The 12581-nt window shown below is 61.4% G+C and carries 9 protein-coding genes; 6 read left to right on the forward strand and 3 right to left on the reverse strand.

All coding sequences use genetic code 11. From position 1 onward, the window contains the following. Positions 1 to 45: 45 nt before the first annotated feature. Positions 46 to 2085: a hypothetical protein gene (locus tag DN745_RS10260; RefSeq protein WP_111334575.1), complete on the reverse strand. Its 2040-nt coding sequence runs from the start codon at positions 2083 to 2085 to the stop codon at positions 46 to 48. Positions 2086 to 2197: 112 nt separating this feature from the next. After that, positions 2198 to 4987 (reverse strand): MFS transporter, encoded by a 2790-nt coding sequence (locus tag DN745_RS10265; RefSeq protein WP_133621785.1) that lies wholly within the window; start codon positions 4985 to 4987, stop codon positions 2198 to 2200. Positions 4988 to 5236: 249 nt separating this feature from the next. Here DN745_RS10265 and DN745_RS10270 point away from each other — a divergent pair, with 249 nt between their 5' ends. Then, the gene (locus DN745_RS10270) at positions 5237 to 7168 is read left to right on the forward strand and encodes a penicillin-insensitive murein endopeptidase (protein ID WP_111334579.1); all 1932 of its coding nucleotides are present in this window, start codon (positions 5237 to 5239) and stop codon (positions 7166 to 7168) included. A gap of 48 nt (positions 7169 to 7216) precedes the next feature. Here DN745_RS10270 and DN745_RS10275 read toward each other — a convergent pair whose 3' ends face one another. Beyond that, positions 7217 to 7729: a DUF507 family protein gene (locus DN745_RS10275; RefSeq protein ID WP_111334580.1), complete on the reverse strand. Its 513-nt coding sequence runs from the start codon at positions 7727 to 7729 to the stop codon at positions 7217 to 7219. A gap of 386 nt (positions 7730 to 8115) precedes the next feature. On the opposite strand from DN745_RS10275, the gene DN745_RS10280 reads away from it, so the two are divergent. The 5 genes from DN745_RS10280 to DN745_RS10300 all read left to right on the forward strand — a co-directional run bounded on the left by DN745_RS10280 (position 8116) and on the right by DN745_RS10300 (position 12461). After that, positions 8116 to 9672 carry a DUF7107 domain-containing protein gene (locus tag DN745_RS10280; protein ID WP_133621784.1) on the forward strand — a complete coding sequence of 519 codons (1557 nt, stop codon included), beginning with the start codon at positions 8116 to 8118 and terminating at the stop codon, positions 9670 to 9672. Between the two features lie 360 nt (positions 9673 to 10032). Next, a complete protein-coding gene (locus tag DN745_RS10285; protein ID WP_111334583.1) occupies positions 10033 to 10374 on the forward strand; it encodes a bactofilin family protein in 342 nt (113 codons plus the stop codon). A 93-nt stretch (positions 10375 to 10467) separates the two neighbouring features. Next, positions 10468 to 10785: a bactofilin family protein gene (locus tag DN745_RS10290; RefSeq protein WP_111334585.1), complete on the forward strand. Its 318-nt coding sequence runs from the start codon at positions 10468 to 10470 to the stop codon at positions 10783 to 10785. A 3-nt stretch (positions 10786 to 10788) separates the two neighbouring features. Beyond that, a complete protein-coding gene (locus tag DN745_RS10295; RefSeq protein WP_111334587.1) occupies positions 10789 to 11547 on the forward strand; it encodes a polymer-forming cytoskeletal protein in 759 nt (252 codons plus the stop codon). Between the two features lie 41 nt (positions 11548 to 11588). Beyond that, complete coding sequence (locus tag DN745_RS10300) at positions 11589 to 12461, forward strand: alpha/beta fold hydrolase (protein WP_162687591.1); 873 nt, start codon at positions 11589 to 11591, stop codon at positions 12459 to 12461. The last annotated feature ends 120 nt before the right edge of the window (positions 12462 to 12581 follow it).

Here is a 12581-nt window from a genome sequence, read left to right on the forward strand (position 1 = left end):
CCTACCGTGGGTCAAGCAACTTATACGGCAAACTGCGCGATTCAATCAATCAGCAGGCAGGTATTTACGTAAATAATTAAAATTCTCTTCGTTGAATACAGCTGGTCCCTGCCCATTTAACTCCGCCCGCTCATCAAATGGGCGCTGGGCACCGGGATCCATAATATAGGGGCCATACTCGATATTATGAAAGATATTTGTCGGACTTTCTTCGTCCCCGGGCACAAAAGGCAGCCCCATCGAATGGCCAATCTCGTGAGAGACGGTGTTTCCAAGCACGTTGCCGACCATCAAAATCGCCGCCGCAATCTTATCGCTGCGCGGCCCCTGCGGCCACTCCGTGCCCCGCACGACCTCACCGCCGAGCGCCGGCATAAACGGGCGCATGATGCGATCAAATTCCTCGGAGGCATGCGAATTATGCGGATTCAACTCGAGGCTAAAGAACGAGAAAGACTCCAGAAAGATTCCGCCGTAGGGATTATTAAATTCCTGAGCACTCTGAGCATTAAGGCCCCCCAGATAATCATTGAGATAGAGGTTTCCGGTGTCTTTGGCCACCCCATTAAAGGTGTTGTCGTAGCCAAAGGCGTTATGACCGCTGGGATCCGGGCCGCCCAATTCGATGGTCGCGTAGTGGATATAATCGTCGGGGGCGTCTTCGCGAAACTCGACATTGGTCCCGTCATAATCGCGGGTCACGACCTCCATAATGCGGCGGCGAATCTCAAGCTCAACATTGCGCAGGCCGTATTTTTCCAGGCCCTTCGAGAAGGACGGCAGATATTTAAGATAGACGACCTGCTTGGTCGGGAGCACCCGGAATTCGCCCTGCCAGCCGATGCCCTGTTGCTCGCCCCATGGGTCAAAAAACTCGGGCGTGATGGTCCCGCTAAAGACGCCAGGCACCGCGCCCAGCCCGCTCAAAACCCGCCCCTCCTCGATTGTATACCACACATTTTGCTCGGCGATTTGCTCGTCAATCACCCGGTCGGGGACACTCACGACAGGCACCGATTGACCAAACTCAAGGCTGGGCAGCGCCGGGTCGTCGGGCGTCAGAACGCCCGCATAATGCAGGAGCATGCCGTAGCCGAAGTCGGCGTTGGTGGGCACCATGCCGCGCCCGGTCAAAGTGATCTTCTGCCCGCGGCTGCCAGCCTCGGGCGCCAGCGTCGCCAAATACGGCTGCTGCAGATTTCCGCTGATATCGAAGACCTCGCTGCCCGGCCATTCGGTCGAATTCTCCAGGCGATTGACCAGATGAATCGTCGCCGTAAACGTCGCGACCTGGACGCCAAAGACCGCGGGGTTCACCGGGAGAAACGCGCGCTCGCGACTCCCTGCCCACTCGAGCGCCAGGCTCTCACCGGTAATATCGCGCTGGGTCCCGTCACTATACTCCACGCGCCCGACGTCGATATAGGCGATGCTCTCGCCCTCGGAGGGGCGCAGAAACCCGCCGCCCTGGAGCTCAACGCGCTCGCCCGGAAAGACCGCTCCGACCTCAATCGCCTCGGCGGTCGGCTCCAGAACGCGCACGAATTCCAGGCGCGTCGCCTGAACCCCGCCCCGCGCGAGGACGCCAAGCGCGTCGCCCAACTCAATTTCAATATCCCCGCTAAACGACGCGCGCTCGCTGGACCCAGCGCTCCCGCCCATCACGTCATCCCAGAGCTTCGAGGCCACCGACAGCTCGACGCGGATATCGCCCACGTCGCCGTCGCGCTCCAACTGAGCGGAATAACGCTGCTCGAACTCTCCATTAGCGCTATGGACACCCTTTAGCGTCACCGTCGCGGACTCCGCCACCAAGCGGTCACTATTGCGAATATGAAAGCTCAGGGTCGAGGTGGGAAGCACGACCTCCTGGTCGTATTGCACGGCCATGTCCAATTCCGCCCGCGTGCTCGGTTCGTGCTTGACCGGGTCTGTCATCTCCGGACACCCGCTCAGGCCGAGCATCGCAAAACACAGCAGGAAACGGCCGCCCCATCGCCCAAAATTGATCGACGCGGAGGATGTATTTTCGGCAGAATTATTCACGCAGATATTCTCGAATAGATGCTTATTTTTGAGCGCCACCGCCTCGGTATTGCGGGCGGTGGCGCTCCGAACAATCCAATACTACCCAAATTTTGGTTTGGATTGCGAGCCTTCGACAAATTATGCGCGGGGAGCGCCCCTCCCCGACCGCTCACTCGAAGCCGAGGTCCTCGGGCCAGATCTCACCGCCCGCCTCGCCGCGCTCAAGGACCGCCGCGACGCCCTGCTCAATCATCGCGCGCGCTTCATCGAAATGCCCGGGGAAATCGTAGCCACGCAGGACGTCGATGGCGTCTTCCGACAGATAAACCGGCGCCTCGAGCGCGTCGCCGTATTGGGCCAACGCGTCAGTCAAAAAGACGCTTAAGACCGGCTCGAAGATCGAGGGCCGATGGGCGAAATTGGGGACGATAAGCTCGCGGTGCTCCAGGCGCTGCTGGAGGGCTTCGTCGAAGGGTTCGAGCACCGAGACCTGCTCGGCGTTCGGGTCATTAAAGGCCAGATAGAGCCGAATATCCGAGGCGACGGCGGCTTCGTAGATATCGTTTAGCATGGTGCCTGTGAGGGCATTGGCGTGGCGGACCAGGACGGATTCTCCGCGCACTTCTTCGAAAATCGCGTCCACCGCCCAGCCGTCGAGGCCGTGGGTGTCCGACATCTCCTGGGCATCAAAGAACCATAGGCTGCCAGAGAATTCGGCGTCCATTGATTGCGCGACCCGCGCGATAAAGCGCTTGCCGCTGCCCTCGGAGCCGCCCAGAACCAGGGGTTCGGGGCTGGCCAAGACGTATTCGAGCGCGTCGATAAGCTCGGGCTCCAGCAGATGTTGGAAGTCCCCGGGCGGACCATCAAGCACTTCGAGCGGCGACACGAAGGCCGGCGCCGCTTCGGTTTCGACACTCTCTTCTGGCGCTGCAGCCTGCTCGACGACCTCTTCATCGACGTCCGCCTGCATTACCTCGGGCGCTGAATCCGCGCGCTCCAGACGCGCGACGCGCTCACCCTTCGGAGCCACCGCGACGCGCGCAGACTCCGTCGACGCCGGCTGAGACTGGCCAGATGCTTCCTTCTCAAGCCGCAGTCTCTTCAACTCCGCCTCGAGTTCGGCGGCGCGGCGCCGCTCGGCGAGCAATGCGCGGGACTCCTGCCCCGGGCGCACGGGTTGGGCGGCGACGGTGCCGTTCTGCGCCTCATCAAGATAGGCCCGGCTGATAATCGCATAGGCCTCGACCAGGGTCGCAACCCAGGCCTCGGCGCTGAGCAATCCCTGCGCCAGATCGATCGTTTCGGCGCCCACCTCTTCGGGCACCTCCTGGGTGTCGGGGGCATCCTCGCGGATCGCGACCAAAATGACGTGCAGGTCTTCGATCTCGATGGCCCCTTCCGGCGGCGTCAACGGCAAGGCGAGCGCCATATTCATGGCCTCGGCGATGCCGGCCATCGGGTGAGTTTGTCGCTCAACCATCGGCGATAGCGGAATGCGCGCGCGCTCTTGAACAAGAATCGACATCGCGTCGTGGAGGGCCTCTGCGCTCGGCTGAATCTGTAATCGCTGGGCGTTCTCCTCAAGAATAAAGGTCCCTCGCCGAGTCGACACGACCATAAAAGTCCGGCACTCCGGCAGCAGCATCTTGGTGATGTCGAGGTAGGCCAGGATCTCGCGATGCCGGTCGGCCTGTGTCGAAATCAGCGCCCAACCCTCGGCCGGCACACCCCGCAGGCAATAGAGAACATCGCCAAACCACACCAATCCGACAATGACCGTAGCGAACCAGCGCCAGCGATTTTCTTCGAAGGAGATCGGCGCCAGATACCAGGCGAGCAGCGCCGAAAAGAGCGCGAGCACGAGGATCCAGGCGATATAGCCGCTCCCCTCGCCCAGCGAACTTCGGGGCGCATCCGTCGGGATACTCGCCACGAAGATCTCATAGACGACGAAGAGCCCGGCGATCAGCGCCACCACGTGCAGGGCCTGCTCGGCGTCGCCGAATGGGCCGCCCAAGAACAGCCCCAACATCGTGCCCGCCGCGACGATGCCCATCAAAAGCGCGGTCCAGCCCGCCTGAGTGCCGCGGCCGTCGCCGATATTATGGGCGAAAAACGCGATCGGTCGGACCATCGAAAACGCGACGATGAGCACCGCGCTCAACCCAACATCGGAGAGCACCCATTGATACTCAAACGCAAAGAGCGCGATCCAGCCAAAGCAAAGGGTCTCAAGACCCACGGCCACCGAGGCCAGCGGCTCAAGCTCCTTGGAGCGAAACCACCACAGACCGGCCATGATGACGATGACCGCGCCAAAGATGCCAAAGAGCACATGGGGCGACTTGGGCGCAGGGACCATGACGGAGCCAAAAAACACCGCGTTCTTTCGCTCGAAAACCAGCAGGGCTTCCGGGCGACTCGCCACGATGCTGCGCACTCCTTCCGGGCCAATCTTCGTCTGCAACGGGCGCCCGTCGAGTTCGACCAGGCGGTCGCTGGGCTCCACGCCGGGCGGCAGCGCGGTCGGGTCCTCGGGTTTTCCCTGCAAGGCGATTGGAAAACGATAGAGGGGGCGCACAATCTGGTAGGAGACCTTGCGCATCGCGTCGAGATTCGTGCGCGTGCCTTCGACGAGCTCGCCGTTCTCGTCGAGCTCCTCGGCGTCGAGGGCGCCCGCGTCGATCGGCAAACTCTGCAGGACCGAGCGCAGCTCACGAAGATCCGAGATCGACTGCCCCTGCAAGGCGACCAGGCGGTCACCGCGCTTGAATTCCTGGCGCTCACGGTCGGTTTCGCGGTCCACCGGCACCGTGCGCACCGTAAGATCCGGGCCGAAACGAACGCCGAGATCGGGCAATCCGTCGAGCTGAACAAAACCAAATACCAGGCTGGCCACGGTGAGCAGGAGCAAAAATGCCCACCCCACCAAATGCGTTGAAGAACTGGACTTCATGGATGAAATTCGGGTCATTTGGAAACAAAAAACGTGTAGCCCCGAGTAGGCTAAGATGGGTATTTGTAGGGCACGCATCCGCGTTTGTCGACCCATACCTTCCTGACTGATCTCAATAGCTTAAGCGCTCTGGGGCGCGGCGATTTTAGCGGGAGACAAACGCTTCGGATCTGGACCTGTCTCGCGCATTGGTTTACCCTTTTAATTGGTGAATACTTCTTATTTTCAAGTCACTTGCACCGAGAACCCATGCCTCGCCAATTGCTTGCTTCTGGATACCTTCGCGTTCGTTGGACCGCTTGCGCCCTGGCGATACCGGTCAGCGCCCTGGCCTTTGGGGCGTGCGCCACGCAGAACGCCGCGCTCACCGAGGCGCCGCCTGCCGCCGAAAAGCACCGCTCATACCCGGCTAAGCTACCTCCTCAGGCCGGGGCCGACGGACTGAGCGCCCAGGATGCGCAAATCCCCACGCCAGCTGAGAAGCCGCGCGTGGACATCGACCCGGCGCTCCAGGCAGCCTCGGCGATTTTGGATGGCGCGCTGACCTCGTCGGGACAGCGCCTGTCGGCCTGGTGGACGCCTCTGAGTGAGCAGCCGCACTATAGTGAATTGCTCGACCCGGAGCGAAAGATTGAATACACGCTTTCGACCGGCTCGGTCGGGGCCGGCGAATTGCTCAACGCCCGAGAATTTCAACACGATGGCGCGCACCACTCGGTGATTGATCGCCACCGCGGGCGCGGCACGCATTACGCCACCGGGGCGATGATCGAACTTATCCTCGACGCCGCCCGCCAGGTCGACGAGCGGGTCGCCGGGCCGAAATTGCGCGTTGGAAATATGAGCCTGCGGCGCGGCGGCTCGATGCGCTGGAGTCGCTCGCACACCTCCGGGCGCGACGCGGACCTGGCCTTTTATTGCAAAGATAAGAAGACCGGCGAGCGTGTCTTGGCGCCCGATTTATTGCGCTTTGACGCGACGGGCCAGGCCATCGGCCACCCGAATATTGAGTTCGACACCGAGCGCAATTGGGAGCTCGTCCAGGCGCTCTTAAGCCACCCGACGGTCGACATTCAGTGGCTCTTTATCAGCAATCCGCTCAAAGATATTTTACTGCACTACGCCCGCTCACAGAACGCCGACGCCGACCTCATCGCCCGCGCGTCGAAGGTGCTCCACCAACCGACTGACGCCCTGCCCCACGACGACCACCTCCACCTGCGCATCACCTGCCCGGAGCAAGATCGCCTGGAAGGTTGCCTGGACTACGGGCCGCGTTGGGAATGGGTCGACTGGCATTACGATGCGTTGCGCGCACGCTCGCTGGCGATCGCCGCGGCGTTTGAGTCCCCCGATGCGTCCACACGCCAAAGCGCCCTGGACCTTTTGGAGCGCATCCGCTCGCCCTATGCGCCGGTGCTCGCGCTTAGCCAGGCCCGCCGCGAACCCAGCGATGCGGTGCGCCTGCGCGCGCTCGAGGTCGCCACGAATATCCCCACCGAGTCGGGCGCGGCGGTGGTCGAGGCGCTGAAATTCGTCGGCCAATCGGACTTCAACCTCGACGAGAAAGCCTACGCCTATCGCCTGCTTCGCCGCGCCGTGGACCCATTCTCGCTGGACCCGCTCAAAGACATCATCACGGCGAGCGACGTCTCGCCCGCGGAGCAGCGCCTCGCCGCTGACGCGCTCGCTCACTATATGGACCCGGAGCTCGTCCCCTTTCTATTGACGCAACTTCAGACCCAACCCGCAGGGGTCGCCGAAAAACTCGCCGTTTTGCTGCGGCGAATCACGAATCATAGCGAAGATGTCGATTGGAGTTTATTGGGGATGCAAAGCGACTCGAAAGAGCGCGAAGCCGCGCTGAGCCGATGGCAAGACTGGTGGCAGGCAAACCAGGCCCGGCCGCGCGAGGAGTGGCTCGCCGAGGGCTTCTCGACCCAGGGGTTGGCCTCAGCCCAGGGGCAACCGCTGGACCTCGAAGCCGTGGACGCGCTCATCGCCATGCTCGGCAGCGCGCCCGACCATATCGCCTATAACGCGAACCTCGAACTCAAACGCATCACCGGCCGCTGGGCCCCGCTGGAGGCATGGGACAACGCGCGCCTGCAGAAATACTGGGCGCGCTGGTGGAAATGGTGGCAAGCCAACCACCCAAAAGACCTGCTGGCCTCGCGCTAAAACGCAAACGGGTCGCCCGCTCTTTAAAGCGCGCGACCCGTTTGAGGCTTATTCGAGGTTCTTGGTCCGCTTAATGCGCTCCATCGCCTTCTGATACTCGACGTCCCAGTCGCGACTTCCCTCGGTGAGGTTTTTGATCTTGTCGCGCACCTCGCTGTCGAGCTGCTCCTGCACCTTCATATATTTCTCAAGCATCGGCTTGAGCTTGGTGCGCATTTCGCGGTCATCAGCGTAGACTTCTTCGACAAAATTGGAGTGGAAGAAGATATCGATGAGCTGGGCGATGATAAAACCGACCGGATCATCTTTAAGGTCTTCGACGCCTTTTTGCTTGGCGAGGCGTGTTTTAATTCGACCGAAACCACCGCCCTGGTCGGACTGAATCTCACGGGCTTCGGAATTCAATTCGCGGTCAAGGCGAATATACTCGTTGAGCACCGACTCAATATCTCTTTCAACTTCGACGATATTGGCGTCCTCGACTTCGAGATCCCCCGAGGCGATAAGTGATCGCGTAATCTCGGCGGCAACGACTGGCACTTGGCCTTTATACAGACGCATATTTCCTCTGGATTTAGCCTTCCTAAACGACCCAAATGGGTTGATTTCGTATTTTTTTGGCAGCTTTAGGCCCCGATGGCAAGTCGAAACTCGATCCCACTCCTATTAATCAGGAGCACCTGGCGATGCGCGGCGCTCCAAAAGTCAACCCAACCTCCTCGCGAAAGGGGAGTCATTCTCTGAAGCGACGAGCCTCAAAAAATATTCAAAGAATCCCGAGAAAATATTGAATAACGCCCGAGCATGCGCGTCATAACTTCAAGACGGCCCATTGTAGGGTGCGCATACAGCATAGTAAGCGTAGCCAAAATCGCCACACAGACCCGCGATAATATTTAAATCTCGTCGATAGCTCCTCTGACCCGAGAATAATGATGGCACCCGAAATGACTAAAATCTCAACGCCCGCCAATCCTCCCCGCCCAACCCCGGGCATCCATCGGTGGCCGAGCGCGATGCTCTCGAACCGCTGGTTGCGCCTGGGCGCGGCGCTCGCGCTTATCTTCATCACGGGTTGCTCAGGGTGCGACAATGACGAGGACGGCTCGGAGCCGGACGTCGCGATTTGTGTGGCCGACGATGAATGCAGCGGTGACGATATCTGCCGCGGTGGCGAGTGTGTGTCGGTGTGCACCACCGACGCCGATTGCCAGGAAGGTGTCTGCGGCGCCGGGCGCTATTGCGTGCCGGATATCGGCGCTGAAGAGTGCAGCGTGAACGCCGACTGCCTGTCGCGCGTCTGTGATGACGGCACCTGTGCCCCGCCTGTGCGCTGTGAGGCGGACGCGGATTGCTTCACCTCGCAATTCTGCTCGACCGATGGCGCCTGCGTGCCGCAGTGCACGGCTCAGCTCGACTGTGCGGTTGACGAAGTCTGCCACGATGGGCGCTGCGTGATCGGCGGCGAATGCACCGACAGCAGCGAATGTGGCCCCGGCGGCGTGTGCACCGACGGCTCCTGCCAGGTGGCCTGCCAGAGCGATGCGGAATGCGGACGCGACGGCGCCTGCTTCGACGGACAATGCTCGGCGGGCTGCACCGACAACGCCCAATGTGGCGAAGGCGTCTGCTGGCGAGGCGTCTGCACCGAAGCGGACCCCGACAATCCCGGCCAACCGCTGCCGGGCGACGGCGAGGAGACACCCGACCCGAATGAGACCCCGGACGCTGGATTCAGCGACGTCGGCGGCGATGATGTCACCGAGCCGCCGGTCACCGACCCGGGCGAGGCCGCCGAGTGCAGCCCGACCAACGCATGCGCCGCTGGCGAGCGCTGCGAAGACGGCCGCTGCGTTGACAACGGCATCTGCGGCGCCGACTCCGATTGCTCGCCGGGCTCCTATTGCGCTCGCGGCCAATGCCAACTCGGCTGCACCGCCGACGCGGACTGCGCCGACGGCGACACCTGCGGCGCCGATGGACGCTGCGTCGGCGCGACCGATCCGGGCCCCATTTCCTGCAGCGCGTCTTCGGATTGCGAGCCCTGCGAGACCTGCCTGGACGGCACCTGTCAGGTGGTCGAGACCATCTGCGTGACCAGCGCCCAATGCGGCCTAGAAAAAGGTTGCATGGAGGGCTTCTGCCACTACGACTGCAGCACCGACGCCGACTGCCCGTATAGCCAAACCTGCCAGGAAGGCACCTGCCAGACCGACCCTGCGCCGAGCCCGGCCTGCGAGGCGAGCAGTGAGTGCCAGAGCGGCGAGACCTGCATCGACGGCTTCTGCTTCGAGGGATGCACCTCGGACGCGGCCTGCGGCGACAAGATGATGTGCGACCACGGTGTGTGTCGCCCGGATTATCGCCCCGGCTTCGAGTGTCGCTCCAACGCCAACTGCGGCGACGGCTCCACCTGCGTCAACGGCTATTGCACGGTGACCTGTGACCAGGACGACCAATGCCGCACCGGCACCTGCGGCACCGGCGGATTCTGCTCACGCTAAGACTTTAACGATTCGGCCGCCGCCCTGCCGCGGCGGCCACCCAATGGGGGATTGCCGGAGACGGCGCGCGATTGCAGTCAAATCGCGCGTCGTCTTCTTTTTTTGGCGCGCCAAATCCAAGCCGCGCCTCGCCCGCAAAACGCCGGCGACAACCCGAAGTCGCCCCCGCCAACGCGCATCGAAAGAAAGGCAAAGAAGGGCCAGAGTATTCGTTGAATCAAATGAGTTTCAATGCTAACTAACGGGTAGTCTTGGAATCGTCGTTAGCAATTTTTGGCGAGCCCAGGTCTCAACTTAGCGAATCTTATTTGGACGTTTTTTTAGCCGTTATTTAAGCACCGAAGTCAGGATACAAACGCGATGGCATCCACAGAAAATTGTACCATTGGCCCCGAAATTAAGATCACTGGCCGAGTCAGCGGTGACGAAGACGTAAATGTGCAGGGCACGATCGAGGGCACGATTTCGCTCGCGAGCCACCTGAATATCGAGGAAGGGGGCCGCGTGGTCGCCGACGTCGAAGCGGATTCGATCGCGGTGCAGGGCTATCTTGAAGGCGAGATCGTCGCCCGCGAGATCGTCCAACTGCTCCCCGGCTGCACGGTCACCGGAAATATCCGCGCACCGCGCATCAATATCGAAGACGGCGCGCGATTCCGCGGCAATATCGATATGGACGTGGCGATGCCCGACGCGGGCTGAGTTGGCGCACCGGCACCCATAAAAGGAAAGCTGATAAATCGACAGCATTCATCGGCACCTTTGACCCATTTTATTTAGATACGGAGAAAATTCATGGCTGACACGATTATTGGAAAAGGCATCGTCATCGACGGCGAAATCTCGGGCGACGCCCCCGTGCTCATCGAAGGCACGGTCAAGGGCCGCATCCAGCTCGACTCCACCGTCCAGGTCGCCGAAGGCGGCGTGGTCGAGGCCGACGTTGAGAGCAACGAAGTTGAAGTCAGCGGCAGCGTGACGGGAAATATCGTCGCCTCCGAGCGCGTCGAGATTCGCCCGGTGGGCAAGATGGTCGGTGATATTCGCTCCCCGCGAATTCTGATCGCCGACGGCGCCAGCTTCAAAGGTCATATCGATATGGACGTGGAATAAACCATGGCAGATCCGACAATTATCGACGCCGGCACCCGCGTTGAAGGACGCATCACGGGCGACGCAGACGTGACCGTTCAAGGTCGGGTCGACGGTGAGATCGAACTCTCTCAAACTCTAACTCTTGACCCCAACGGGCGCGTTTACGGCACGATTCGTGCGCGCGAAGCTCATATCGAGGGCGCCGTTGAGGGCGATATCACCGCGCAGGAGCGCATCTTTTTGGGCGCCTCCGCGCGCGTGGTGGGCTCCCTGGAGGCGCCGGCCATTGTGGTGGCCGACGGCGCGCAATTCGCCGGTGAGGTGCGCATGGACCTGGGCGCCGAGGTGCCGAGTCCTTCGACGACACGCACCAGCAGCTCGCGCTCAAGCAGCGCGGCGCGGCGCCCCACGCGCGCTCCGGTCGCGCCCAAGCCGGTGGTCGAACCCAAGGCTGCACCGGCAAAACCTGCGGTCGCGGCGACCAGCCCGTCTACCCCGTCGCCCAGCGCCAGCGCTTCGAGCGCGCAGACGCAAACGGCCACGACCACGACCACCACAACCGTGACGGTCGTTGAGGAAGATGTCGAAGAGCAGGTCGACGAGCAAGTTGATGTCGCGGCATCGGAATCGGCAGAAGAGACCCCGAAGGCCAGCGCCTCCTCGGGCTTCCAGGAGCTCACGGTCAAGGAGTTGCGTGAGGAGCTTCGCGAACTTGATTTGCAGGTCAGCGGGACCAAAGATGAGCTCATCGAGCGTCTTGAGCAGGCCTACGAGGCCTAAGCCTGGCCGGCCTTCCCCCCATTTTGAGTGGGCTGACTGAAGTGAATAGAACAAGCTTACTCAGCGCCGAAGACGGCACCCAGATCTGGTATGGCACCCTCGGCAGCGGCCCGGCCATCGTATTATGCGATGGCCTGGCCTGCGACGGGTTTATCTGGCCGTATCTAATCGACGAATTGGTGTCGGACTATACCATCGTGCGCTGGCATTATCGCGGCCACGGCCGCAGCGAAAACAAGCCCGAAAACCTCGACTCGATGACCATCCCGCAGCTCGCCCGCGACCTGAAAGCGGTGCTCGATGCGCTGGAAATCGAGGAGGCGGTCTTCGCCGGGCATTCGCTCGGCGTGCAGGTTATTCTGGAATATTACGGGCTCGACCCGGAGCGCGTGCGCGGTCTTATCCCGATCTGCGGCAGCTATAAGCGTCCGCTGGATACGCTCTTTAACACCCATTATTTCCGCGAAATGCTGCCCTACGTTCGCAACCTGGTCAGCATCTCGCCGGAGCGAGCGCAGATCTTCTGGAAGACCGTCATCCCGAGCAAGCTCTCGTATCTGATGACCACCGCCGCGGCGGTGAATACGCGGCTGGCGCGCGGGCGTGATTTCCTGCCCTACCTCGACCACGTCGCCAATATGCACCTGCCGACCTTTCTGGCGCTTTTAACCTCTGCATCCGAGCATGATGCCGAGGATATCTTGCCCACGGTCACGGTGCCGGCGCTGGTAATCGCGAGCGAAAAAGACGAAATGACCCCGCTGTTTCGCTCCGAAGAAATGGCCGAATTGATCCCCGATAGTCGCCTCCTGGTCCTCCCTAAGGGCACCCATGTCGGGCCCATCGAGCACCCCGACCTCATCAACGAAGCGGTCCGAAAATTCTTAAATGAGTTGCCGCCGCCCAAGGGATAACGCCGCTTAACCCGGCGGCTCTCGCCGCGCGACGCGGCGTCGAGCAGCGCATCAGACGAAGCAAAAAAGCGCCTCATTCAACTCGATAACTCGAAGTGAATGAGGCGCTTTTCGATGCTC

It is taken from the genome of Bradymonas sediminis (assembly GCF_003258315.1).
Taxonomy (GTDB): Bacteria; Myxococcota_A; Bradymonadia; order Bradymonadales; family Bradymonadaceae; genus Bradymonas; species Bradymonas sediminis.

Bases quoted from the DNA above. Each gene is read 5' to 3' on its own strand.
- DN745_RS10265 (WP_133621785.1), bottom strand. From the start codon at position 4,987: ATGAAGTCCAGTTCTTCAACGCATTTGGTGGGGTGGGCATTTTTGCTC.
- DN745_RS10270 (WP_111334579.1), top strand. From the start codon at position 5,237: ATGCCTCGCCAATTGCTTGCTTCTGGATACCTTCGCGTTCGTTGGACC.
- DN745_RS10275 (WP_111334580.1), bottom strand. From the start codon at position 7,729: ATGCGTCTGTATAAAGGCCAAGTGCCAGTCGTTGCCGCCGAGATTACG.
- DN745_RS10280 (WP_133621784.1), top strand. From the start codon at position 8,116: ATGACTAAAATCTCAACGCCCGCCAATCCTCCCCGCCCAACCCCGGGC.
- DN745_RS10285 (WP_111334583.1), top strand. From the start codon at position 10,033: ATGGCATCCACAGAAAATTGTACCATTGGCCCCGAAATTAAGATCACT.
- DN745_RS10290 (WP_111334585.1), top strand. From the start codon at position 10,468: ATGGCTGACACGATTATTGGAAAAGGCATCGTCATCGACGGCGAAATC.
- DN745_RS10295 (WP_111334587.1), top strand. From the start codon at position 10,789: ATGGCAGATCCGACAATTATCGACGCCGGCACCCGCGTTGAAGGACGC.